Annotated in this window: 24 protein-coding genes; 12 read left to right on the top strand and 12 right to left on the bottom strand. The window is 64.6% G+C overall.

Features of this window, described 5'->3' with window-relative positions:
- Window positions 1-65: 65 nt before the first annotated feature.
- Entirely contained in the window at window positions 66-1028 is a 963-nt protein-coding gene (locus D3I60_RS17910; protein WP_262778116.1) for an EamA family transporter, read from the bottom strand.
- A gap of 296 nt (window positions 1029-1324) precedes the next feature.
- Between D3I60_RS17910 and D3I60_RS17905 the strand changes: the two genes are divergently transcribed.
- The 10 genes from D3I60_RS17905 to pspAB all read left to right on the top strand — a co-directional run bounded on the left by D3I60_RS17905 (window position 1325) and on the right by pspAB (window position 11310).
- Window positions 1325-1936 (top strand): CGNR zinc finger domain-containing protein, encoded by a 612-nt coding sequence (locus D3I60_RS17905; protein WP_262778114.1) that lies wholly within the window; start codon window positions 1325-1327, stop codon window positions 1934-1936.
- 14 nt (window positions 1937-1950) lie between these two features.
- A complete protein-coding gene (locus D3I60_RS17900; protein ID WP_262778112.1) occupies window positions 1951-2673 on the top strand; it encodes a hypothetical protein in 723 nt (240 codons plus the stop codon).
- A 173-nt stretch (window positions 2674-2846) separates the two neighbouring features.
- A complete protein-coding gene (locus D3I60_RS17895) occupies window positions 2847-3605 on the top strand; it encodes a response regulator transcription factor (RefSeq protein ID WP_039208507.1) in 759 nt (252 codons plus the stop codon).
- 30 nt (window positions 3606-3635) lie between these two features.
- Window positions 3636-5711 carry a HAMP domain-containing sensor histidine kinase gene (locus D3I60_RS17890; protein WP_262778111.1) on the top strand — a complete coding sequence of 692 codons (2076 nt, stop codon included), beginning with the start codon at window positions 3636-3638 and terminating at the stop codon, window positions 5709-5711.
- Entirely contained in the window at window positions 5708-7786 is a 2079-nt protein-coding gene (locus D3I60_RS17885) for a S1C family serine protease (protein WP_262778109.1), read from the top strand. The genes D3I60_RS17890 and D3I60_RS17885 overlap by 4 nt, the downstream gene beginning before the upstream one ends.
- A gap of 228 nt (window positions 7787-8014) precedes the next feature.
- Window positions 8015-8302, top strand: coding sequence for a WXG100 family type VII secretion target (locus D3I60_RS17880; protein ID WP_035321190.1), 288 nt, complete (start codon window positions 8015-8017; stop codon window positions 8300-8302).
- A 339-nt stretch (window positions 8303-8641) separates the two neighbouring features.
- Window positions 8642-9391, top strand: coding sequence for a PspA/IM30 family protein (locus tag D3I60_RS17875; RefSeq protein WP_262778106.1), 750 nt, complete (start codon window positions 8642-8644; stop codon window positions 9389-9391).
- Window positions 9388-9672: a PspA-associated protein PspAA gene (gene pspAA / locus D3I60_RS17870; RefSeq protein WP_262778105.1), complete on the top strand. Its 285-nt coding sequence runs from the start codon at window positions 9388-9390 to the stop codon at window positions 9670-9672. Before D3I60_RS17875 ends, pspAA begins: the two co-directional genes overlap by 4 nt.
- Before the next feature lie 79 nt (window positions 9673-9751).
- The gene (gene htpX, locus D3I60_RS17865) at window positions 9752-10663 is read left to right on the top strand and encodes a zinc metalloprotease HtpX (RefSeq protein WP_101543644.1); all 912 of its coding nucleotides are present in this window, start codon (window positions 9752-9754) and stop codon (window positions 10661-10663) included.
- A 47-nt stretch (window positions 10664-10710) separates the two neighbouring features.
- Entirely contained in the window at window positions 10711-11310 is a 600-nt protein-coding gene (pspAB, locus tag D3I60_RS17860) for a PspA-associated protein PspAB (protein ID WP_262778103.1), read from the top strand.
- 89 nt (window positions 11311-11399) lie between these two features.
- Here the strand turns inward: pspAB and D3I60_RS17855 are convergent, their stop codons facing one another.
- From D3I60_RS17855 to D3I60_RS17845, 3 genes are all read right to left on the bottom strand, one after another.
- Entirely contained in the window at window positions 11400-11618 is a 219-nt protein-coding gene (locus D3I60_RS17855; RefSeq protein ID WP_025780455.1) for an RNA-binding S4 domain-containing protein, read from the bottom strand.
- Window positions 11618-12439, bottom strand: a complete 822-nt coding sequence (locus D3I60_RS17850) for a hypothetical protein (protein ID WP_262778100.1) — start codon at window positions 12437-12439, stop codon at window positions 11618-11620. The genes D3I60_RS17855 and D3I60_RS17850 overlap by 1 nt, the downstream gene beginning before the upstream one ends.
- 157 nt (window positions 12440-12596) lie before the next feature.
- A complete protein-coding gene (locus D3I60_RS17845) occupies window positions 12597-13346 on the bottom strand; it encodes a sulfite exporter TauE/SafE family protein (protein ID WP_262778099.1) in 750 nt (249 codons plus the stop codon).
- Window positions 13347-13422: 76 nt separating this feature from the next.
- On the opposite strand from D3I60_RS17845, the gene D3I60_RS17840 reads away from it, so the two are divergent.
- A complete protein-coding gene (locus D3I60_RS17840; RefSeq protein ID WP_262778097.1) occupies window positions 13423-14184 on the top strand; it encodes a DUF1707 SHOCT-like domain-containing protein in 762 nt (253 codons plus the stop codon).
- 87 nt (window positions 14185-14271) lie between these two features.
- Here D3I60_RS17840 and D3I60_RS17835 read toward each other — a convergent pair whose 3' ends face one another.
- The 6 genes from D3I60_RS17835 to D3I60_RS17810 form a co-directional block, all read right to left on the bottom strand.
- Window positions 14272-14661 (bottom strand): DUF4440 domain-containing protein, encoded by a 390-nt coding sequence (locus tag D3I60_RS17835; protein WP_262778095.1) that lies wholly within the window; start codon window positions 14659-14661, stop codon window positions 14272-14274.
- Window positions 14662-14863: 202 nt separating this feature from the next.
- Window positions 14864-16507, bottom strand: coding sequence for a chaperonin GroEL (gene groL / locus D3I60_RS17830; RefSeq protein ID WP_062862400.1), 1644 nt, complete (start codon window positions 16505-16507; stop codon window positions 14864-14866).
- A gap of 740 nt (window positions 16508-17247) precedes the next feature.
- Window positions 17248-17451, bottom strand: coding sequence for a cold-shock protein (locus tag D3I60_RS17825; RefSeq protein WP_025780447.1), 204 nt, complete (start codon window positions 17449-17451; stop codon window positions 17248-17250).
- A gap of 449 nt (window positions 17452-17900) precedes the next feature.
- Entirely contained in the window at window positions 17901-18464 is a 564-nt protein-coding gene (locus D3I60_RS17820; RefSeq protein WP_262778092.1) for a LytR C-terminal domain-containing protein, read from the bottom strand.
- A 2-nt stretch (window positions 18465-18466) separates the two neighbouring features.
- Complete coding sequence (locus D3I60_RS17815) at window positions 18467-18733, bottom strand: DUF3263 domain-containing protein (protein WP_025780444.1); 267 nt, start codon at window positions 18731-18733, stop codon at window positions 18467-18469.
- A gap of 296 nt (window positions 18734-19029) precedes the next feature.
- On the bottom strand, window positions 19030-20496 hold the full coding sequence (locus tag D3I60_RS17810; protein ID WP_262778089.1) for an aldehyde dehydrogenase family protein: 1467 nt from the start codon (window positions 20494-20496) through the stop codon (window positions 19030-19032).
- A gap of 467 nt (window positions 20497-20963) precedes the next feature.
- On the opposite strand from D3I60_RS17810, the gene D3I60_RS17805 reads away from it, so the two are divergent.
- Window positions 20964-21665 (top strand): uracil-DNA glycosylase, encoded by a 702-nt coding sequence (locus D3I60_RS17805; protein ID WP_262778087.1) that lies wholly within the window; start codon window positions 20964-20966, stop codon window positions 21663-21665.
- Window positions 21666-21740: 75 nt separating this feature from the next.
- On the opposite strand, the gene D3I60_RS17800 is transcribed toward D3I60_RS17805, so the two are convergent.
- Together D3I60_RS17800 and D3I60_RS17795 are read right to left on the bottom strand one after the other, a co-directional pair.
- A complete protein-coding gene (locus tag D3I60_RS17800) occupies window positions 21741-23648 on the bottom strand; it encodes a threonine/serine ThrE exporter family protein (RefSeq protein WP_262778085.1) in 1908 nt (635 codons plus the stop codon).
- A complete protein-coding gene (locus D3I60_RS17795) occupies window positions 23645-24925 on the bottom strand; it encodes an amidohydrolase (protein WP_262778084.1) in 1281 nt (426 codons plus the stop codon). Before D3I60_RS17795 ends, D3I60_RS17800 begins: the two co-directional genes overlap by 4 nt.
- Window positions 24926-24927 lie beyond the last annotated feature (2 nt).

Here is a 24927-nt window from a genome sequence, read left to right as displayed (position 1 = left end):
CAATTGCTACCCGACGGCGGCCCAGCAACCTGGCGCCAGGTTGCTGGGCCGCCGTCGGGTAGTAATTACGTAGTGATGAGGGAGGGTTCGGACTTGGCGACCACCTCGCGGCGGGCGACGCGGCGGGCCAGGCGGGACTCGCCCCACTTGATGAAGCCGACGCCGCCGAGGATGAAGACTCCTCCGAAGAGCTGGATCGGGGCGGGCATCTCGAAGAGGACCAGCCAGGCGACGATGACGGAGAACGGGACCTCGACGAGGTTGACGAACGATCCGACCGTCGCCCCGACATAGCGCAGACCGAGGATCCCGGTGATGTAGGCGCCGACCGTGAATACGACGATCATCGCCATCGGCACGACCCACGACATCGACACCCCGCCGAAGTCGACGTCCGCCGTCACCGCGTTCCACGGCATGATGCCGGCGAGCACGATGGCCGACATCGCCAGCGCCCCGATGCCCATGCCCAGACCTGTCAGCGCGACCGGCGGGATCGTGATCGTGTCCTTCGCAGAGACGAGAAAGTAGCTGGCCAGGCAGACCGCGGCGGCCATGGCCATGACCACGCCGAAGATGCTGATCGACGATCCGCGCAGGTTGAGCACGAGCAGGAGCCCGATCATGGAGACGACGACCCCGATGAACGTCACGGTCGCCGGCCGGGTCCGCGTCCGCGCCCAGATCCAGAAGACGATGAGCATCGGCGCGGTCATCTCCAGCAGCAGTGCCACGGCCACGGTGAGGTGTTCGACGGCGACGAAGTAGAACCCCTGGACGCCGGCCATCGAGACCAGGCCGTAGGTGACGACGGTGCGCCAGTGCGTGAGCACTTCGCCCCAGCGTCCGCGCAGGGCGATGAGGGTGGGGATGAGCAGCAGGACCGCGGAGCCGGCCAAGCGGATGAGCACCACCGCGCCCGGCGTCCACCCGATCGCGTACATCGTCTTCGCGATCGGCCCCGACACTGCGAAGAAGAACGCGGAGGCAAGAGTGAGCAGGAACCCTGCGATGACGGTGCGATTCATTCCTGACCTCCTGATGTGGTGAAACGTTGAGTGGCGTACGAGGACAGACGTCCCCGAGGTGGTGATGCAGTGTCGAGTTGGTGGAGCGACGCTGAGTGAATGGTGCGGTGGCGGATCATCCCCTCGCCGAGGCGGCCCGACGTCGACATCGGCGCGACCGTTTCGTCGTTCTGCCAGGTCTGCACGTCATCGGGTTATGCAGGGCCTCGGCGAGCCCTGCGGATCGTCCGGCTCCAGTATCGGCCCTGAAATTGAAATGGGTCAAGTGCATTTTGGTCCTTACATCCTGTGGCAGAATGTCATTCACCATGGCATTCATCTACGACATTCGCGCGAACCTCACGATGCTCGTCGACCTCCTCAACACCTCCAGCGACATCACTGACGGCGGTGACGAACTGACGACAACCGCGAAACTCCGCGAATTCGCGGCCCGGCACGACATCTCCGGACCTTTGACCGCCACCAGAAGCGACGTCGACGAGACCCTGGAACTGCGCCGCAGATTCGCCGCAGCACTGGATGCGAGCATCGACGCCGAGACCGATGACGAGGTCGAAGCAGGGACGATCGCGGTCGTCGATGAGATCAATCTCACACTGAGCGACTCGGGGTCAGTGCCGCAATTGGTCAAACACGACCACTGGGACTGGCACCTGCACGCGACCGGCGCTCAAGCCAGCCTGGCCGACCGAGTGGCCGCCGATGTCGCTCTGGTCCTCATCGACCTCATCCGCTCCGGCGATCTCGACCGGCTCGGGCGCTGCGCCGCCGAGGATTGCCGCGCCTACCTCGCCGACTTCAGCCGCAATCGCTCGAAGCGCTTCTGCGATACCGGCAGCTGCGCAACCCGCACACACGTCGCGGCCTTCCGCGCCCGCCACTCCGACCCCGAATCCGACCGCTGAGCACGGAGCCGACCATGTCACTTGAACCTCTGCACATCACCGGCGGGACGAAGTTCGCGGCCGGGCTCGCCGGAATCCTCACGACGACGAGCATGGTCGCCGGCTGGGGCGTCGCAGCGTTCGCCTTCCTCCCCACCGGCCCAAGTGAACCGCTGACCTCGAAGCTCGTCTTCCTCACTCTCGCGCTCATCACCTCCGCCGCCTTCATCGTCGTCAGCCAGCTACTCGCGCGCGCAGCCCTCGGCCGGTTCCGAACCGGAGGCAGCCTCATACGCTTCTTCGGCTATCAGCTGGGAGCGCTCGGAGTCGGGGGCGGGCTCGGCCTCGGCTTCCTCCCCGCAATGCTCGGCGCAGCCCCACACTGGTGGGTGATATCGATTTCCGCCGGCCTCGGACTCGTCGCCGTCTCCCTGCTCGCCTTCCGCAGCGATCGTCGCCGCCCGGTGATAACGCCGGCCAACCCCGGCATCGGCCTAACCGAAGGCGTCGTCGTCGACTATTGGTCGGGAGCAATGCCCCGCTCCGCCGCACCGAGCCTTGCCGTGATCCGCTACGCCGACGAATCCGGTCGGGCCAGATTCGCCCGCCACCTCATCAGACAGAGTCCGACGACATTCGGCACGATCGGTCAGGTGCAATACGAACGCCGTCGACCGGACAGGATCCGGAGCTTCACCAACGGGCGCCCGCCCGCTGCCGGGCACCCGCCCCACCTACATTTCGGCGAGTATTTCTGAACGCGAACTGGTCGCGACCACATTCTTCACTGAAATCAGGCTGTCGTTCCTGAGAGCGAATACCCGATCCAGGACTCAAAAGGACTTTCCTGAGAGTTTCCCAGTGACGCAGGACACATTCGCATTCAGGTAACCTCCAGCGCACTCCCAGAAATGGGTCTCAGACTGGAGCCATGACTACAGCACAGAACGACACCGACATCGAAGCCACCCTGCTCGTTGTCGATGATGAGCCCAATATCCGCGAACTCCTGTCCACCAGTCTCCGCTTCGCCGGCTTCGACGTCGTCTCCGCCGCCAACGGCGCCGAGGCGCTGCGCCTCGCCGAGCAGACCGACGTCGACCTCCTCGTCCTCGACGTCATGCTCCCGGACATGGACGGCTTCACCGTCACTCGCCGTCTGCGCCAGATCGGCATGAACGCCCCTGTCGTGTTCCTCACCGCCCGTGATGACACCTCGGACAAGATCACCGGTCTGACCGTCGGCGGTGACGACTATGTGACGAAGCCCTTCAGCCTCGAAGAGGTCGTCGCCCGCATCCGCGCCGTCCTCCGCCGCACCCGCAATCTCGAAGACGAGGAGAACGCCGTCATCGTGGCGGGCGACCTCGAACTCGACGACGATACCCACGAGGTCCGCCGCTCCGGCATCCTCATCGACCTCTCCCCCACCGAGTTCAAGCTGCTGCGCTACCTCATGCTCAACACGAACCGCGTCCTGTCGAAGTCGCAGATCCTCGACCACGTGTGGGAATACGACTTCGGCGGAGACACCGGAATCGTGGAGTCCTACATCTCCTACCTGCGCCGCAAGATCGATGTCACCCCGGAGACGGATGCCGCCGGCCACCCCGTCGAGATGGAGTGGACACCGATGATCCAGACCAAGCGCGGGGTCGGCTACATGCTGCGCACACCGGAATCCAAGTAGTCGTCCATGCAAGGACGATAGATTACATACGTGGCAATAGAATCCCGTCCCTCCCGTCCCGGCTTCTGGGAAGAATGGTCTCTGACCACCAAGCTGCTGGCCATCATGATGCTGCTCATGCTGCTCGTCCTCACGGGGACGAGCGCTTGGGTGTTGGAGAACCTGCGCGACAGCCTCGTCCAGCGCACCGATGAACGACTCATCAGCGCCTCCGAGACCCTGGCGAAGCAGGCCTACCAAGATGTGTTCCAGAAGGCCGAACTCCAGTCCGGGGACGACGCCGAGGATGCGCCGTCGTCGACGACGATCGATTCGAATTCCTGGGATCAGCTCAAAAGCCTCTTGCCGGGCGGATTCTATGTGCAGTTCTACAACACGGACGGGGATCCGATCCGCGACCCCGTCGCCCCGGAACCGCAGAACCATCCGATCCTGCCGAAGATCAACGAGAAGGAAGTCTATTCCCGCGGCGGCGAGCCCTTCACCGTCGCCGGAACGAGTTCGCAGTGGCGAGCCCGGGCGATGAAGGTGAAGAACACCGACGTGCTCGTGTCCATCGCGGTGCCTTTCGACCGGGAAGTCGACAACATCAACGAGCGGGCCCGGAACACGATGATCGGCATCGGCCTGTTGGCCCTGGCGATGGTCGCCGGAGTCGGCTATTGGGCGATCAACAACACGTTCCGTCCGCTGCGCGACATCGAGAAGACCGCCTCGCGCATCGCCGCCGGAGACCTGTCCCAACGTGTGCCCAGCTATCCGCGCAACACCGAGCTCGGGCGGCTGTCGGCGGCACTGAATACGATGCTCGGACGCATCGAGGACTCTTTCGACGGGCAGACCCGCTCGGAGAAGCGCATCCGCCAGTTCGTCTCCGACGCCTCGCACGAGCTGCGCACGCCCCTGGTCACGATCCGCGGTTATGCGGAGCTGTACCGCCAGGGTGCGATCACGAAGTCCGAGGACGTCGCCAATGCGATGGAGCGGATGGAGTCCGAGGCCAAGCGCATGGGCGTCCTCGTCGACGATCTCGTCGTCCTGGCCAGGCTCGACGAGCAGCGTGCCGCCGAGATCGGCCCGGTCGATCTGCACAAGGTCGTCCGCGATGCCGCCGCCGATGCCGCGGCACAGGCCCCGGACCGCGATATCAGCTTCATCGGACTCGACGGTGAGGACGCCCAACCCGTGCCGATGATCCGCGGCTCCGAATCGAAGATCCGCCAGGTCATCGTCAACCTTGCCGGCAACGCTGTACGCCACACCCCCGAGCATGCGGCGATCGAATTCGCCGTCGGCGTCGTCGGTCTCCCCGAGTCCGTCGACCCCGATTCCGCGGACACAGGCGAGACCCGCGAGGGCGGCGCCCGCGGTCAGAACGGTCGCAATGGTGCGAAGAGCGGGGCGAAGGACAAACCCCGTGAACGCGGGTTCGTGACCGGAGGGGTCCGCATATTCCGCCGAGGCGACTCCGCCGGACACGACCACACCGACACCCAACCGACCCCCCGGACCGCTGCACAGTCCCCGACCAAGCCCGACCGTCAGGTGGGTCCCGAGAGTCCCGCCGCGAATGCGGAGCAGGGAGAGGGGCAGCACAACGGGCAGCTCAGGACACCGTCCGGATCGCAGTCGGCGCAACCTACCGGCCCTCAGAATTCAGGACCGCAGAATGGGGCAGCGGCCGATTCCCACACTGCGTCGCAGTCCGAATCTTCAGCCGGGCCCCAGTCGGGACCTCAGTCCAAGGTTCCCGAGCCGGCGAACATAGTCCCCGATGTCACGGCTGCCGGATCGATCACGGTCGATGAGTCACTGCGAGGATTCCCCAACGGCAGGGTCCGCTTCGAGGTCAGGGACCACGGTGATGGTATCGACCCTGAGGTGGTTCCGCGCATCTTCGAGCGCTTCTACCGCCTCGACGTGTCCCGGACCAGGGACACCGGCGGATCCGGACTCGGCCTGTCGATCGTCAAGGCGATCGTGGAGAACCACCATGGCGCAATCTCCGTCCACGAAACTCCGGGCGGCGGTGCGACGTTCCGCATCGACCTGCCCATCTCCGACAACGGCGAAGCCACTGCGGACACGCGAAAGGATGAGCGATGAACGAGAATACCGACCCTCAGAACCCGGATGAGGTGTCCCGCAGCTCCCGATCGGATGATCAGACACCGCGTCCGTCGGGGAATCAGAGCAGCGGTTCCGCCGGCGGGGGACGTCGCAGCCCATCGGCCGGTGGCTACCGCGGGTCCGGAGCCGAGGTTCCGCGCACCTTCCTGTCCCAACCCAACGGCCCTGCACGCGTCAGTCCACCGGTCGCACCGCCCGAAAGACGCCCCGACGTTCCGTCGACTCAGGCACAGAACCCTGTGGACGGATCCCCTCACCGAGGAGGCTCTCCCTCCCAGCAGCCGTCGCCGTATCGGCCGAACGGGCAGCAGCACTCTTCGTACCAGCCAGGCAGCCAACGGCAGGGCGGTCAGCAGGGCTATCCGGGACACCAGAGTGCCCAGGGCGATTTCGGCAATCAGCCGCAGCCGGATAGGCAGAACGTCCAGCCGAATCAGACGCAGCACCCGTCCCCGTACGGGCAGCACCAGCAGAATGGTCCGCAGTCGTATCCGGGGCAGAACGCCAACGGACAGAACAGCACCGCCTCGTCGACCACCGGCACCGGAACCCCCGCACGAGCCGGAGCAGCAGGAGCCGGAGCAGCAGCTGCTGGCGCTGGTGCCTATCATGCCGGGGCGAACTCTCAGAGAACAGGATCCGCCGGCTATCCAGCCGCTCCTGGCCACCCGAACGGCCCCCAGAACTCGCAAGGTCCCGGGTACCCTAACTCTCCGGGCCAACAGCCTGGTTCCGGTCAGCAGGTCGCTTCGAACCAACAGAACGCTCCCGGCCAGCCGACCGGCTCCAACGCCTACTCGGCGGCACCCGGCTCTGTCCCCTATTCCTCGGAATTCTCGACCGTCGGCTCCCAGCCCGGACCCGGCGGGCCGGGGAATCCCAACGTACCCGGTGGTCCGGTCGGACCGGACGGGTTCGGTCCGTACGGAGCTCAGCAGCCGCCTCGGCGAGAGAAGAAAGGACCCGGTTGGGGTGCGACGATCGCGATCGGCCTGGTGGCCGCGCTCCTCGGTGGGGCTCTCGCGTTCGGCGGAAACTATGCGCTCTCGGCGCTACAGCAGGACGAACCGCGCAAGGTCGCCGAGGAGACGATCGAGACCCCAGATTGGACGCAGGTCGCAGAGAAGACCTCGGACAGTGTGATGTCGATCCAGGTCGGCACTCGAGGCCAGGTCCAGGGGCTCGGCTCGGGTGCGCTGTATGACGATCAGGGCCACGTCATCACGAACAACCACGTCGTCGCGCCGGCGGACACCCCCGACGGCGAGATCGCCGTGACCATGAAGAACGGTGAGACGACGGAGGCGAAGATCGTCGGCCGCGATCCCTCGACCGATATTGCCGTCATCAAGCTCGAGCAGGTGCCCGATGGGGTGAAACCGCTCGTCATCGGCGATTCGAAGAAGCTGACCGTGGGCGATCCCGTGATGGCCCTGGGCAATCCGCTCGGCCTGGCCAACACCGTGACCACCGGCATCGTCTCCGCGCTCGACCGTCCGGTGTCGACGGAGAACATCGGTGACGATGCCTCCTCGCAGGAGAAGGAGATGACGATCACGAACGCCATCCAGACCGATGCTGCGATCAACCCCGGCAACTCAGGTGGACCGCTGGTCAATGGTGATGGCCAGTTCATCGGTGTGAACTCGGCGGCCGCATCGCTGAGCCAGGGCGAGGGAGGTCAGTCCGGGTCGATCGGCATCGGGTTCGCGATCCCTGCGAACCAGGCCGTGATGATCGCCGATCAGCTCATCTCCTCCGGCAAGGCCCAGCATCCGTTCCTCGGCATCACTCTCACCGACGGGCACATCAACAGCGGCGGGATCAGCCGAGGCAGCGCCAAGGTGCAGTCCGTGGCCGGCGGATCCCCCGCGGCCAAGGCCGGAGTCAAGGACGGAGACGACATCGTCGAGGTGGCCGGAACCAAGGTGAACAACGCCATCGCCCTGCGCGCCCTCGTCCGCGCCCAGCCGGTGAACACCCCGGTCGAGGTCACCGTGGTCCGCGGCGGGAAGGAACAGAAGCTCGACGTCACGCTCGTGCTGCAGTAGGCACGTCGCCGAGGCGGTCCGCTGCTGCAGCGGTCAGCCGCCCGAACTTCCACCACTCAAGCGTCCTCGCGTGGGGATCCGGTCGTGACTCAGCCACCTGGAGGGTGTGGACAGTCGAACGCTGTCCACACCCTCTATCCGTGTTCTTCCTCCCTTCGGCCACATTCGCCGACACTGATGTCGTCTCGCCCGACTGCGGCGGAACGTCTCTGACCAAGAGGAGTGATGATGAGTTTCGAAGTCGACGCCGAACGCGTCCAATCCGCTGCCACAGCCGCCGCGAACACCTCCCGCAATCTCGTGTCCGAATCCGACACGATGATGCGCAATCTGCTCGCCCTCCAGGAATGCTGGCGCGGCAGTGCGGCCCAGAATTTCCAAGCCGTGGTCAACCAGTGGGAGCGTGCGCAGAAGCAGCTCATGGAATCGCTCAACTCCGTCCACGGCGCGCTCCACACCGCGGCCCGGCAGTATTCCGAAGTCGAGGCGGCGAACTCGCGTCTCTTCGCCCCCTGAGCCGATCGGATTCCATCGTCACGATCGAGCTTCTGCTCGTGACGGGCAGTTCCCGTTCCGCCTCGTCGAGTCCCTGCTCGGTCTGGCGTCCCGACCGGATTCGCTCGCGCTGCACGCCCTGTCGAGCCCCGTTCGCCGAGCGTCACAGATCCCCGCCGTGGATCCCCGAGTTTCCGCGGCCGGGATCTGTTCGTTCTCGTAGTCGGCGTCTGGCAAACTATCAGCCTTTCTCAGTAGACTTGAGAGCGATAGTTCGCGGCGGTGTTGGCCAAGAATCTCCGGACCGGAGTGGATCGGGTTGGCAGCGTCGGGTCAAACCAATGCAGGAGTCGACTACGGATGAGTATCTTCCAACGGATCGCGACGATCTTCGGTGCCAAGGCCAACAAAGCACTGGACAAGGCCGAAAACCCCAACGAAACCCTTGATTATTCGTACCAGAAGCAGCTGGAGCTGCTGCAGAAGGTCCGTCGTGGTGTTGCCGATGTCGCCACCAGCCGCAAGCGCCTCGAGCTGCAGATCAACCAGCTCGAACAGCAGCAGAACAAGCTCTCCGGTCAGGCCGAGAAAGCCATGCAGATCGGTCGCGAAGACCTCGCTCGCGAGGCACTGACCCGCAAGTCCGGTCTGACTCAGCAGATCACCGACCTGCAGACCCAGCACGAAGGACTGCAGGGCGAGGAGCAGAAGCTCACTCTCGCCTCGCAGCGTCTCCAGGCCAAGGTCGATGCCTTCCGCACGAAGAAGGAGACGCTGAAGGCCACGTACAATGCCGCCGACGCACAGACCAAGATCGGCGAGGCGTTCTCGGGCATCTCGGAAGAGCTCGGGGACGTCGGACTCGCCGTCCAGCGCGCCGAAGACAAGACCGCGTCGCTGCAGGCGCGGGCCGGTGCCGTCGATGAGCTCCTCGCTTCGGGTGCCCTCGACGACGTCACGGGAACCCAGAAGGACGACATCACCGCCCAGCTCGACTCCCTCTCCAGCGAGAACGATGTCGAGATGGAACTCCAGCGGATGCGTGATTCCCTGCCTGCCGGGTCCGAGAACCAGGACCAGAAGTCGCTCGAAGGTGAGGATCAGCAATGATCATCCGCATGATGGGCGAAGGACAGTTCGACGTCAAGAACGTCGACCAGGACCTGCTCCAGAAGTACGACAACCAGGTCGAAGATGCCGTCAACGCCGGCAACGAGGAAGCCGCCCGCACCGCGCTGAGCGCCCTCCACGACTACGTCACGGCCAACGGGCAGCCCGTCGCCGATGACTACCTCGGATCCTCCGATGTCGTCATCCCGTTCGTCGACGCCACCTTGGCCGAGATCGCCGAACTGCTCACCGGCGAGGGTTTCATCCCGGACCCGGCCTGAAACCACAGAGCACCGAAATGCACCCGGCCCATTGTCTTCGACAGTGGGCCGGTTCTGCCACTGCCAGAGAGGAACCCCGATGAAGAATCGCTTCGTCAAAGACAACGGACTGACCATGCGGATGGGATGGACGATCTTCCTCAACGGCCTCATCTATGTCGTCCTCATCCTCGCGATCTGGTGGATCTTCGGACAGAACATTCCCGGAGTCATCATCGCCGTCCTCATCAGCGCCGGCGCGTTCTTCTTCCAGTGGTACTTCTCCGACAAGATCGCCATGCGTGCCATGGGCGGACGGGAGGTCTCCCCCGAGGAGGCCCCGGAGCTGCATACGATCGTCGACCGACTCTGCCAGCTGGCCGATTCGACGAAACCCCGCGTGGCCGTCTCGAACTCTCCGATCCCCAATGCCTTCGCCACCGGTCGCTCCCCTGAGCGCTCGGTGGTGTGCGTGACCCGTGGTCTGCTCGAGAAGCTCGACCGTGATGAGGTCGAGGTCGTGCTCGCCCATGAGCTCTCACACGTCGCCCACCGCGATGTCACGGTGATGACCGTCGCCGGAGTCACCGGTGTCGTCGCCGCACTGATGATGCGCGCCGGCTACTACATGAGCTTCGGACGGTCGAACAACAATAACAACGGCATCCCGATCCAGCTGCTCTTCATCCTCGTCGGTGCCGTCGTCTACGGGCTCTCGTTCGTCCTCATCCGCGCCCTCTCCCGATATCGCGAGTTGGCCGCCGATCGCGCAGCAGCCATCCTCACCGGTGCACCGTCCACACTGGCGTCGGCGCTGACGAAGCTCAGCGGAGACATGGCCAAGATCCCGGAGAAGGATCTGCGGTCGTCCGCCTCGGCGAACCACCTCGCTCTCATCCCCGCCATCAGCGGAAAGGCCGCCTTCGGCCAGCTCTTCTCCACTCACCCCTCACTCGAGAAGCGACTGGAGCAGCTGGCCCAGATCTCGGCCCAGCTCTCCCGCCCCGAGTGAGCATCCACCGCACCCTTTGAACCGCGCACCACCGAAATAGGAGCTCCATGGGATTCTTCGACGCATTGCTCGGCCGGTCCAAACCGAAGCGGGCCAACCTCGACGACCTCTTCGCCCTGCCGCCGGCGGCACTGACTCTGCAGGCCGCGACCGGCTTCACCCCCACCGGTGTCGGGGCCGTCGCCTTCCGTCAGGTCGAGGGAGCCGCGTTCCAATCCGCCGAGTCCGAAAGCGTCGCCCTCATCGGCTCCGACCCGGCCGCCTCGGTGAGGCAGGAGAACGACGGGTTCGGGTTCACGTGGCAGGTCGTGGCCGATGGGAACGCCGAGGTGGTCAACCTCGTCACGAACATCCACGCCGTGAACTCGGCGCTGGTCAATCAGGGCTTCGACACGATGCTGCTGTGCACAACCGTGTACTTCGTCCATCCCGATGGACGCCGGATGGCGTTGGTCTACCAGTACAAGCGCGGAACCTTCTATCCGTTCGTGCAGTCGGGTCCGAAACAGCGAGACAATCCCCTGGAGATCCAGGTCAAAGGCATCCTCTCCAACGAGTTGCCGTTCGAGGAGGACACGTCGAACTGGTCGGCTCTGTGGGACGCCCCAGGCATGAACGACACCCCGGGCGCTCCCGAGCTGCACTAGGCGAATCCGGCCCGACAGCTGGTCAAGTCCATGCAGATGCGGATGGAGGGCGTCCCCGCGGGGACGCCCTCCACTCGTATCTGAAGCTGTCAGCCTTCCTCGGCAGCCACCTCGATGACTTCGCCGAGAGCTTCGATGCGGTCGCCGGGACGGATCGTGGCTCCACGGCGGGTCTCGACCTCGCCATTGACGCTGACCTCACCGTCGGCGATCATGTCCTTGGCCATGGCGCCGTGTTCGGCGATTCCGTGGAGTTTGAGCAGCTGACCGAGTCTGATCGACTCGCCGCGGATCTCGATCGTGTCCATCAGAACATGTCTCCGAATCCGTCGAACAGGCCGCCGCCGTCACCGCCGTCGCCTCCGAAGAAACCGCCGCCGTCACCGCCGCCCATGTCTCCGCCCATATCGCCACCGGCGTCGCCCATGTCGCCGCCGTAGGCGCCGTCCCAGCCGCCGCCCATTCCGCCGAACATCATGGCACCCATGAGGACGCCGGGCAGCAGGCCGGAACCTGCGTAGGAGTTGAAGTAGCCGCGGTTGTACTCGGCGTAGGCCGGTCCGGCCTCCCAATAGGCGCGGCGAGTGTGTCCGTCACCGGTGACGACCTTGCGCACCAGCGGATCCGCACCGACAGCGACGCGTTCGGCGTCGGCGGCACATACCGGCACCGGACGCAGCTGGCCGCCGGCCGGGGCCCAGTCGATGTCTTCGACCGAAGGACCATGCTGAGGGTTGAAGAAGCAGGGCGGGCGACGCACAGGCAGGGGTTTGCCCTCGACCCGGGCGCGAACGCATTTGGCGGCGTAACGGCCGTCTTCGAGTGCCTCGGTGACATGGCGGATGTCAGCGGATTCGGAGACCTTCTCGAGTGTCTCCTTGGCGACGTCGTACGAGTCGAGCGCCTGCTTGTAGTCCTGTGCCCCGCCGGTGTCGAGGTCGACTCCCGCGGTGATGACGTCGAGTTCGGCGACTTCTTCGCCGAAAGAGGTGACATCTTCTTCAGCGGTCTTCTTCACCTGCTGAAGTTCGGCGGCGTGCAATTCCCGCTGCCGCTTCTTCTCCTTGCGGTGACCGATGAAGAAAACGGCCCCGAGAACTACGAGCAGCAACAGAAATACTTCAGTCACGATCCATGCCTCCCAGGCTAGCTTTGTCCTTGACCAGTATGCCCGATGAAACTGACAGGCGTCTGAGCCTGTGCCCCACAACCGCTCAGTCCCCTGACGTCGATGACCGGTCCACTCAGGCCATCCGACACCCGTCACTCGGCCGGGGCCGACTGCCTCAGACGAGCCCCAGGAGGCCCTTGGCCAAGGCCGCGATGCCGCCTCCGAATGCGAGCACGAGCATCCCGATCCGCGCGATGGCCGCATCGATATGACGCGCGAGCCAATCGCCGCCGACCAGACCGCTCACGAGGACGATGCCGAGTCCGATCCATACTCCGATCTCCAGCTGCGGCCACGCTCCTCCGTCGATGATCACCTTCATCACCACCGCCGAGGCGGTCCCGACGACGAGGAACGGCTGGAGAGTGGCAGCGAACGACCGCTGCTCCCAGTTCGTCAGGACGGAATAGGCGCTCACGGCCGGTCCCCCGGCTCCGGCCGCGGCCGACATCGCACCGGAGAAGAGCCCGGCAGTCAGCCGTGTGCCGAAGTTCGCGGGGATCGACCGACCCAGCTTCCCCAAGGTCAGTGAGCTGATGAGGGAGACGACGATGAGTGCGCCGATGAGGATCTGCAGCGGAGGGGTGGGCATCGATGATGAGAGCAGTGCGCCGGGGATCGTGCCGATCACCGCGCCCAAGGAAAGGTGCCGGAACGGCGGCCATTCAACTTCGGCGAAGGTGCGGACGAAGACGGAAAATGACGCGACGATTCCGCAGATGTTGACGAGGATGACTCCGCTGAACGGGTCGAGGAGGAGGACGAGGAATGGGCCGCTAACCAGGCCGAATCCCATCCCGGTGACGCGTTGGGACAATGCACCGAGGAACACTGCGAAGAGGATGAGCACGACGACGGGTTCCACATGGTCGAGTCTAGTCCAGCCCGATTCCCGGCTGGTCCTCGGTCTCGCCGTCGAGCGCGGGGTTAGAGTATTCACCATGAATGGCAGTCCCGTCTGGTCGCGATTCAGCGCAGATCCGCGATCTTATGGACAGGTCCGGGCCTCTGATGCCGATCGCGCGGTCGTCAGTGATGTCCTCTCAGAGGGATATGCCCTCGGTCAGCTCGACGTGACGGAGTTCGATGAACGCACCGAGGCAGCCGCGAAGATCAAAATGCTGGGTGAGGTCCCAGCGCTGATCGAGGACCTCGTCCTCGCCGATCCCGCCGAGTCGGGCCCGCTCGATGATGCGGGACGCGCGCGAGCTCTGGCTCGTCTCAATGACGACCGTGTGCCGATCACTCCTGAGCAGATCGATGCTGCGGCGCAGAAGTACTACCGGGATCGGGTGCGCCGGTCGCTGCTCGGCGCCGTGGCGGGCCCGGTCGGCATCGTGCTGGCGATCTGGGCGATCTCGTCGATCGCCTCCGGCCAGTTCATCTTCTTCTGGCCGATCTTCGTCATCATCCCCATGCTGTTCGGCGGCTTGGGGCGCATCGCACACAAGGATGAGATCATCCGCAACCGGAAGAAGGAGCTCACGCGGCGGGCCAGGGCACACCTCGGCGATGCCGAGGCCAAGCGACAGCTCGAAGAGGGCGAAGCCCCCGAGCGAGATTACGAAGCGGACTTCGGTACGGGCCTGCAGCCGCCGCATCCGTCTCATCCGCCGTACTCTCCCGGACAGATCTCACGGCGGGAAGAGCGGGACCGGCGCCGGTCGCATCGCCGCCATAACCGCGACAATCCCTGGGACTGAGGTTACGCTCCGAGTCTGGCGGGGTCTGGGCCTCTTCAGGCCCGGAAACTCCGTTTCCTACTCAGACCGGGCGCGCCCGGAACCGTCTCAGACCTGAAAGATCCGGATCTGTCCGAACTCCTGTGCTTTGTGCGTGGTGAACCACATGGTGTGCGAGAAGTGCCGCAGGTTGTCGCCGTCGGCCTCGGCCTCGGCCTGCCAGTATCCCCACGCGGCCGCGGCCTTGCCGTGGGTGATCGCTGCTTCGAGGTGGCCGACCTCGTGAGAATGGCTGGACAATTTCAACAGCGCTTCGACGACGGCTTCCCGGCCCGTGTGGGTTTCGACGCCGGAAGGGTGGACGATCTGCAGCACGCAGTCGTCGGCGATCATCTCGTTGAGGGCTTCTCTGTCGCCGTTGAAGAGATTCTCCTCGAACGTCGCGACGAAGACGTTCTTCGGACTGTTTCCGCAGGCATCGGTGCCGGTGAAGGTCATGGACCCAGCCTATGTGGGACGAGGCTGCGGAACAACGGGTCGGCGGGCCGCCTCGGCGATGATGGTCGCCGACGCACGACGAGCGGACACTTCCGCGTGAACGATCTGACCGTCGGGCCGGGACCCAAGAGTCCGGGCACGAAAACGGCCGTGCCGGCACCCTTGCGGGCACCGGCACGGCCGATCGAACAAGCGGTGGCTATCAGAAGCCCATGCCGCCCATTCCACCCATTCCGTCCATACCGGCAGCTGCGTCTGCACCTGCGGCGGCCTTTTCGGGCTTGTCGGCGACGACCGACTCGGTGGTGAGGAACAGACCGGCGATCGAGGCGGCGTTCTGCAGAGCAGAGCGGGTCACCTTGACCGGGTCGTTGATGCCGGCGGCCAGCAGGTCCTCGTACTCACCGGTGGCGGCGTTGAGACCGAATCCGGCTTCGAGGTTGGCGACCTTGTCGGCAACCACACCGGCTTCGAGGCCGGCGTTCGTGGCGATCTGCTTCAGCGGGGCTTCGATGGCAACCTTGACGATGTTGGCACCGGTGGCCTCGTCTCCCTCGAGTGCGAGGTCGGCGAATGCGGTCTTGCCAGCCTGGATGAGCGAGACGCCGCCACCGGCGACGATTCCCTCTTCCACAGCCGCCTTGGCGTTGCGCACGGCATCTTCGATGCGGTGCTTGGTTTCCTTGAGCTCAACCTCGGTGGCGGCTCCGGCCTTGATGACTGCAACACCGCCGGCCAGCTTGGCCAGGCGTTCCTGCAGCTTCTCACGGTCGTAGTCGGAGTCCGAGTTCTCGATCTCGGCGCGGATCTGAGCGACCCGTCCGGCGATCTCCTCGGCGTCTCCGGCGCCCTCGACGATGGTGGTCTCGTCCTTGGTGATGACGACCTTGCGGGCGGTGCCCAGCAGATCGGTGGTCACGCTGTCGAGCTTGAGCCCGACTTCCTCGGACACGACCTGGCCACCGGTGAGGATGGCGATGTCGGCGAGCTGAGCCTTGCGACGGTCGCCGAAGCCCGGAGCCTTGACGGCCACGGACTTGAAGGTGCCCTTGAGCTTGTTCAGCACCAGGACGGCCAGGGCTTCGCCCTCGACGTCTTCAGCGATGATGAACAGCGGCTTGTTGGACTGCTGGACCTTCTCGAGGACGGGCAGCAGGTCCTTCACGTTCGAGATCTTGGAGTTGACGATGAGGATGTAGGGATCCTCAAGGACAGCTTCCTGGCGATCGGTGTCGGTGACGAAGTAACCGGAGATGTAGCCCTTGTCGAAGCGCATACCCTCGGTCAGTTCGAGCTCGAGTCCGAAGGTGTTGGACTCCTCGACGGTGACGACGCCTTCCTTGCCGACCTTGTCGATGGCCTCCGCGATCAGTTCACCGATTGCAGGATCTCCGGCGGAGATGCCAGCGGTGGCGGCGATCTGTTCCTTGGTCTCGATGTCGATGGCGTTGTTCAGCAGGACGTTCGTGACGGCCTCAACGGCCTTCTCGATGCCGCGCTTGAGGCTGAGCGGATCAGCACCAGCTGCCACGTTGCGCAGGCCTTCGCGGACGAGAGCCTGTGCGAGCACGGTAGCGGTGGTGGTTCCGTCGCCTGCGACGTCGTCAGTCTTCTTGGCGACTTCCTTGACGAGCTCGGCGCCGATCTTCTCGTAGGGGTCCTCGAGTTCGATCTCCTTGGCAATGGAGACGCCATCGTTGGTGATGGTCGGTGCGCCCCACTGCTTTTCGAGCACGACATTGCGACCGCGTGGCCCAAGGGTCACCTTGACCGCGTCCGCAAGCTGGTTGAGGCCAGCTTCGAGTCCTCGACGAGCTTCTTCGTCGAATGCAATCATCTTTGCCATGGTGGCTTAGATCCTCCCTGATGGAGTGGAGTGGGAATCCAGAGCAGTCATCAACGCCCGCGACGGCAGAGAGTGTGTCCGTATGTTCCATTCCACATATGGACCACGCTCTCGAGACGACTGATGGGAACCCATCGGTTTTCACCAGTACTAGATTTAGCACTCTCCCCATGCGAGTGCAAATATTTGTCACCCGCCAAGATGGGCGAGGACAGTTCAGATCCGCGAGTTGTCGGCGCGCGATGGAGGCGCAGAGGGCAGTTCGGCCCAGCGCGAAACGGTTGACGCAGGTGGCGGGCCCGGGGTGGTGCGGGCCTCAGACCCGGCCCTCGACTCGCGCCCCAAGCCTGCGAGCAGACTCCGCCCGCGACCCGCAGGTCGACTCCAGCGGCCTCCCCGTCCGCACTTTCGGCATTCGGTACTGTCTTCTCTGAAAAACACACCGAGGAAAGTGAGCATTACGGAACAAGGTGGTCAATCACGTCGATTGATCCATGACCAGCAAGTCGCAGGCATCAAGTGGCCACGCTCCGGAGAGCACTCCCGCGCGAGCACACCCCTCGGCAGACACTCCCTCTGAGGGCTTTCCGCTCGAGGGCAGCCTACCGCCCGCAGACACTGAAAAGCGCCGAGCAGTTGCCTGCTCGGCGCTTCCCCCGTGCGCTTGGTGCCGGTCGGCCGAAAGCCGTTCCGACGCCCCGCCGCAGCGGATCAGAAAACTGTGCTGACAGCAGCCAGTCTCAGAGGAGGGTGACGGACTCCGCCTGAGGACCCTTTTGTCCTTCTCCAACTTCGAACTGAACCTGCTGGCCCTCTTCGAGAGAGCGGTAGCCGTCCATCTGGATTGCGCTCCAGTGAACGAACACGTCCTGGTTGTCGCCTTCGAGGGTGATGAATCCATAGCCCTTTTCAGCGTTGAACCACTTGACGGTACCTTGTGCCATTACTTCTCCATACAGTGCAGTGCCATTGAAATCCCGCATCGCAGCCGCGATCAGATGACCCCACCCGAGATACGGAAGCTAGTAAAACTCAACTGACCCCGCGACTTCTCTCATTGACCTCTAGAGAATAACCTCGGTGAAGCACGAATAGAACACAAGGTGCTGTGCTTGCCTAGCTGTTGCAACTCTACCGCAGGCGCGCATCCCACCCAGATCGGTTCAACACTGTTATAGATTCGTTACCTAAGGGTTTCTGGCCTGTTCACAGCCGGGATCGCGGCGAATGGAATCAGACCGTTCGGTCAGAAATTCGCCGAGGCGGCCCACCGTCCCATGACCCGACCGCAACGGAGGAACCCCGCTGCCTCATGCCCTCATCGCCGAGGCGGCCGAGGCCCAACCGATCCCGCCGACTCAGTCGCGCTGCCACGCCGCCGAATCGCTTCGGATCACTCCGAGTCCCCGCCTTCGCTGGGCTCGGGTCCGCGATCGGCGATGTCCGAACAGATGACGACGGTGATGTCGGCTTCGAAGTCAGACGAGGCCTCGGTGGCGGAGACTCCCAGCGACTTGGCGACGAGCTTGGCCTGAGACGCGTTCTCTTCGCCGTTGTAGTACACGGTCGAATCAGAGAGGTTCGTCGAGTAGTTGCCGACCTGCCCGAGCTTCCAGCCCTTCTCTTCGACCGCCTCGGAGAACTTCTTCGCTGCACCCGAGACGCCGGAGCCGTTGAGCACGTCGACGGTGATCGAATCGTCTGCGACGCTGACTTCGCTCTCACTCGGTGAGGGTTCGGCCGACGCCGATTCGGAGGCCGGAGGATCGGCGATCTTCGATTCGGGGTTGCCCATCGATGAGAAGATGATGTTGATGGCGGCCACGACCAGCAGGACGGCGACCAGGGCGAGGATGATGACCAGCGAGATGGCACCGATGTTCGACGACGCCGCGGACTCCTGTCGATGGGCACCGCTGCGCCGGCCGGGCTCGATCTCGTCGAATTCGTCGGTCATGTCTACCTCGAGACGCGGGCTTGGGCGCGTTCGCTCTGCCGCGTGCTGCGGATTCGGCGAAGGCGCTTGACCAGCATGGGGTCGCTGGCCAGAGCTGCAGGGTTGTCGAGAAGCGAGTTGAGGATCTGGAAGTAGCTGGTGGCTGACATGTCGAAGCGCTCACGGATCGCGTGGTCCTTGGCGCCTCCGTATTTCCACCACCGCCGCTCGAACTCCAAAACGGCCACCTCGAGCTCGCTCAGTTCTGAGGTGTCGTCGTTCGGCGGCATAGAGGTTGTGCTCCTTCGAGAGATGTCTGTGCTTCTATATTATCGCCCGAATGCCGGTACCGAAATTTCCGGCGCGCCGCCGCGGATGTGAGGTCGGTCCCCGAACGGCCCAGGTCAGTCCCCAGCCAACCGCATCACCCCGCCGCACGGCACCAGATCGGCGACCGTGTCGACGGGGTGAAGGGAACGACCTTCGCCGAGGCGGGGCCGCCTCGGCGAACCGGGTGACCCGATCACGAGGATCGGATCGACCCCACATTCGACCGCGCGGGCAGACCCGCCTCGGCGGGATCGGATCAGCGGATGCGGATGTTGACCTGCTTGATCTGGGTGAATCCTTCGAGCATGCCTTCCAACGATGCCTCCCGACCGAAGCCGGAGGTCTTCATGCCGCCGTACGACTGACCGGCCAGCTGGCCGCCGCCCTGGTTGACCTGGACCCAGCCGGATTCGATCCGGTTGGCCATGGTCAGGGCCGCGTCGACGTCCTTGGTGAATACGAAGGCCGCGAGTCCGAAGTCGGAGTCGTTGGCCATGTCGATGACCTCGTCGATGTCCTTCCACGGGATGACCGAGAGGACGGGGCCGAAGATCTCTTCACGGCTGGTCTGCCAGTCGTTCTTCGCCTTCGAGAAGATCACGGGCGCGTGGTAGAAGCCGGGTTCGCCGACTTCAAGAGAATCCGAGCCGTCGTAGGCGATCTCCACACCGTCCATCGACTTGCCGAGCTCGATGTAGCTGGCGACCTGGTCGTACTGCTTCTGGTTGATGATGCAGCCGATGTCGGTGGACTCATCGCGGGGGTCGCCGACCTTCATCTTCGACACCGCATCGACGAGCTTGGACAGGAAATCGTCGTAGATATCCTCGTGGAGGAACAGACGCGACCCCATGGTGCACGACTGGCCCTGGCGGGCGAAGCGGGTCGACAGCAGCACCTGCTCGAGGGTGTCGTCGTCGTTCGAGTCCGGGAAGATGATGTTCGGGGACTTGCCGCCGAGCTCCATCGACGAATGCGCGAGACGGCCACCGGCCACCTCGGCGACGTGGCGGCCGACGCTCGTCGATCCGGTGAACGAGACCTTGTCGACGTCGGGGTGGACGTTGAGGGCCTCACCGATGACCGAGCCCTTGCCGGTGACGACGTTGAGCACACCGGCTGGCAGGATGTCGGCGATGATCTCGGCCATCTTGAGGATGGTCAGCGGTGCATCCTCGGCGCATTTGAGGACGATCGTGTTGCCGGCGGCGATCGCAGCTGGGGTCTTGAAGGCGGCGATCATCAGCGGCGAGTTCCACGGCAGGATGCCGGCGACGACACCCAGGGGCACGCGCTTGGTGTACTGGAGCTGCTTGTCTCCGGCGGGCAGGGTGTTGCCCTTGACCTCACCGGCGACGCCGCCCATGTAGCGGAACAGGTCGGCCAGCGTGATCGTCTCCGGGCGGGCCTGGGTGCGGATCGCGTTTCCGGTGTCGATCGCGGTCAGCTGAGCGAGCTCTTCCGAAGCGGCTTCGAGCGCATCGGCGCAGGCCAGAAGCTTCTTCTGGCGTTCCTTGAACGGCAGGGCCGCCCATTCCGGGAAGGCCTTCCGTGCGGCCTGGACGGCGCGGTCGGCATCGGCCTTTTTGCCATTGGGCACCTTGGCGATGACGACGTTGCGGTCGATCGGGGTGATGACATCGGTGGTGTCGCCGTCAGCGGCATCGACCCATTCTCCGCCGATGAGCATCTTCCAGTTCTTAGCCTCTGGGAATTCCGACATTTCGGTCCTTTCGTTCAACGATGAACTCCTTAGGCCGAGCATAACGCGTGGCGCTGAACGGCAATACACCGGTTCGATAGGCGATCGCGCACACCCGATCTGCGCTCCGTGCACATGCACGCAGGTCGATTCCCACCCTCGCCGAGGCGGTGCCCGGATTCACATCGCTCACATCTCCCTCGAAGTGGTGCCGACGTTATCGTCCTCCGTCGCCGAGGTGGTGCCGAGGTTCGCAACGCTCGTCCTTCCCTCGTCTGCGCGGTGGATGGCGGATTATTGGGTCGATCCACGGTGATATCGCCCAAACCACTGTGGATCGATCCAACAATCATGTCCGTGGTGGCTTCCCGCCCCCGCATCCCCTCCGCTGGCGACAGCACCGCCGTTTCTGCTCCGCCCATTACTTGGCAGCTGACACCACCGTCCCTAGACGACTACGGCAGCTGGTCATCGCTACACTCGTGCCCATGACGTCGACGCCTCCGCTGACCGAGATCATGTCCCCCGATTGGGCGAACGCCCTGGCCGGAGTCGAGGAGCGCATCCACTCGATGGGCGACTTCCTCCGTGAAGAGAACGCCGCCGGCCGCGCGTACCTGCCCTCCGGGGACTTCGTCTTCCGCGCCTTCGCCGAGCCTCTGTCTGCGGTGAAGGTCCTCATCGTCGGCCAGGACCCCTATCCCACGCCCGGCCACGCCATCGGCCTGTCATTCGCAGTCGACCCCGATGTCCGCCCCCTGCCGCGGTCGCTGGGCAACATCTATAAGGAGCTCGAGTCCGACCTCGGGATTCCGCCGGCCGCGCACGGGGACCTGCGCGCCTGGTCACGCCAGGGAGTCATGCTGCTCAACCGCGCCCTCACCGTCTCCCCCGGCGAACCCGCATCCCACCGCGGCAAAGGCTGGGAGGAGATCACGGAACGGGCGATCACCGCGCTGACCGAACGCGATCAGCCGCTTGTCGCGATCCTCTGGGGCCGCGACGCCCGGAACCTCGCTCCCTTGCTGACATCAGGAACCGCCGAGGTGGCCATCATCGAATCCGCGCATCCCTCACCTCTGTCAGCACGGCGGGGATTCTTCGGTTCCCGACCGTTCTCGCGCACGAATGAATTGCTCGCCCAGAAGGGCATCGACCCGATCGATTGGGCACTGCCGGATCAGGTCTGAGCCCGAATCAGAGCTTAGCCCGGATCAAAGGTGAGCCCGAATCAGAGCTGGGCCCGCGTCCGATCTGAATCCGGATCAGATCTGTATCGGACCGGTTTCGGTCTCGTCTGAGGCGTCCGCTTCTCCGCCGCCACTCGGCTGAGCCTTCTCTCCCCCGGCCTCGCCTGACTGGGTCTTCGAACCTGCAGACCCGCTCGACTGGGTCTTCGCACCGCCGGTCTGCACCGAGTCGATGACAGAGGTCGAGGTCTCGCCGCTGCGCACCTCTTCGACCTTCTCCTCAGCCGAGCTCTGACTCTTGAGGTTCTTCAACGGCAGCGCCAGATAGCTGCCGAGCACAGCGCCGACAGCGAGCGCCGCGTTCGCAAGGATCGCTGTGAACAATGAGGACAGTCCCACAGCGAAGGCCACGTTCTCCGAGTCCGAGGCGATCTGATAGACGGCGGTGAAGATCGACAGACCCTGGAGCAGGGTGTAGATGCCGGGAATCATGAGCACGATGGCCGGCGCGCCCAGCCGCAGCGCCAAGGGCCGCGACAGGAATCCCGTGACCGTGGCTGCCAACAGGCTGGCGAGCACATTGTCGACGTGCAGCAGGGTCAGCGTCATCATCGTGATGTGCGAAGCCAGTCCGACCAGCGCAGCCGGCAGGATGAACCGGCGCCTGGCCGACATCGCCACGGCACCGGCCATCGACACCACGGCCGCCGCAACCATCGACAGGATCGCTGTGACCACATGCGGACTCGTCTTCGGGACGAGCACTTCAATATGACTGAGTCCGATCGCCTGCCCGCACACGATGCCCAAGGCGATTCCGGACACAATGCCGGCCAGTGTCATGAACACCCCGACCACCCGCCCGGCAGCGGTCAGCGGGAAATTCGTCAGCGCATCCTGAACCGCCGAATACAGCGACTGTGTCGGCAGCAGCAGAACGATTCCGGCAGCCACGAGGTACTGCGGTGAGGCGATGATGCCGATGTCACCGGCGATGGTGGCGATGAGCGTCGCCGAGGCCGCCTGCAGAGCCGTGATGAAGAACGACGGCAGGTGGGTGCGTCCGAGCAGCTTGCCGAACTGGAACACGACGATCGCCATCGTGATGCCCAGGGGAATCGCAACCGGTCCGCCCCCGAGCAGCAGGACGAGGGCACCGACCATGAAGCCCCAGGCGCCGATGACGAACCATTCGGGAAACGGCCGCCGCTGCGTGCGTATCGCGTCGAGACGGCTGCGTGCCTCCTGGAACTCCAAGCGCCCGTCGACGAGATCGCTGACGAGTTTGTGTACGGAGGCGAGCTTCGCGAAGTGCGTGGATTCGCTGCGGTTGACCCGCATCACCGTCATCAGACGACCGTCGGAGGTCGAATAGTGGACGACGAGGGTGTTCGAGGTCAGGTCGACCTCGACGGTGGCCAGACCGCAGGCGGTGCACGCGGCGATGACGGAGACTTCGACGTCACTGGTGCCGGCACCGGCACGCATCATCATCGCCGCGATATCGGCGGCGAGGTCGAGGACCATCCTCGCCTCGTCCTCGCTCGGCTCGGTCGCCTGCACCGGCGCCTGGTACGGAGTGCCTTTGAGCGCGGTGACGATCGGCACCGGCTGCGTATTCTCCGTCGTACCGGAGACGAGTTTGCCGACGGTGCGCCGGGCGACCTTCTGCGCGATGCGCTGAGACGCACCGAGGTGGTCGGTGCGAGGCTTCGACCGACCGCCGCTGCGTCCGGGTTTCGCTGCCTTCGCTGCCGCGGCCTTCGCGATGTCTTCGGGCTGGGGCCCCGGTGAGGATTCCCGCAGTTCGGCCAAGCGCTGCAGGCGGGTGCGCTCGAGCAGTTCGCGCAGGGCCTGGGAGCCGGCCTCCGGGTTGCCGCCTTCTACCGGTGCCGGGGACGAACCGCGGACAGGGCCCGGCTCGGCCGGATCCTCGACCCGAACCTCGGAGGTGGTGGCGTCTTCGAGTTCTCTGTCGCTCACGGCTCGCTGATGAGTGTCGGGCCGAGCGGGTCGGCGATGTGCGCGGTTCCTGATGCGGCGTCATAGTCGAAGACGCGACGGCCGGAGACGAAGACGGTCTCGGCGCGGGAGTTCAGATCGAGCGGATCGCCGGACCAGATGACGATATCGGCATCGCGGCCCACGGCCAAGGAACCGAGGCGGTCGTCGAGGCCGAAGATCGCGGCCGGGTTGATCGTCAGCGCTTCGATCGCGACGACCGGGTCGAGTCCTTCCTTCACGGCCAGGGAGGCTTCATGGACGAGGAAGTTGATCGGGATGACCGGATGGTCGGTGGTCAGCGCGATGCGCACTCCTGCCTCGGCGAGGGAGGCCGCGGTGGCCAGGGTGCGGTCGCGCAGTTCGACCTTCGACCGGGAGGTCATCAGGGGGCCGAGGATGACGTCGATGCCCTTGGCGGCGATGAAGTCGGCGATCTTATGGCCTTCGGTCCCGTGGTTGATGACGAGGCGGTAGCCGAATTCCTCGGACAGGCGGATGGCGGTGGCGATATCGTCGGCGCGGTGGCAGTGCTGGTCCCATGCGAGTTTCCCGTCGAGGACGTCGGCCAGGGTCTCCTTGACCAGGTCGCGGTCAAACGGGGTGCCGTCGGCTTCGGCTTGCGCACGTTTGGCCTGGTAGTTCCGCGCTTCGACGAAGGCGTCGCGGATGATCTTGACGGTGCCCATCCTCGTCGATGGGGTGACCTTCTTCTCCCCGTAGACACGTTTCGGGTTCTCGCCGAGTGCGGACTTCACGGACAGTTCCTGTGTCACGAGCATCTCGTCGACGATTCGACCCCAGGTTTTCAGGAAGGCGGTGCGACCGCCGATGGGATTGCCGGAACCGGGTTTGATGAGCGCCGAGGTGACACCCCCACGCAGGGCATCCTTGAATCCGAGATCGGTGGGGTCGATGCTGTCGAGCGCGCGCAGGCCCGCACCGTTGGGATCGGTCATCTCGTTCGTATCGTCACCGGACCAGCCTTCACCGTCCTCATGCACGCCGAGGTGGCCGTGGGCTTCGATGAAACCGGGCAGGACCCAGCGTCCACCGGCATCGATGACCTCGGTGTCCGCTGGGAGGGATGAGGTGTCGACGGAACCGGGGGCCACCTCGGTGATGCGGCCGTCTCTGACCGTCAGTGTGCCGGATTCGATCGGCTCGGCACGGTTCCCGGACGCATCGGCCACGGGCACGATCCGCGCGTTCGTGATGACGAAATCTGTGGCTGCGGGGACCGGGACTGACCGATACATTC

The sequence above is a fragment of the Brevibacterium permense genome (genome assembly GCF_025506275.1).
Classification (GTDB): Bacteria; Actinomycetota; Actinomycetes; order Actinomycetales; family Brevibacteriaceae; genus Brevibacterium; species Brevibacterium permense_A.
This window is presented reverse-complemented; position numbering and strand designations above follow the sequence as displayed.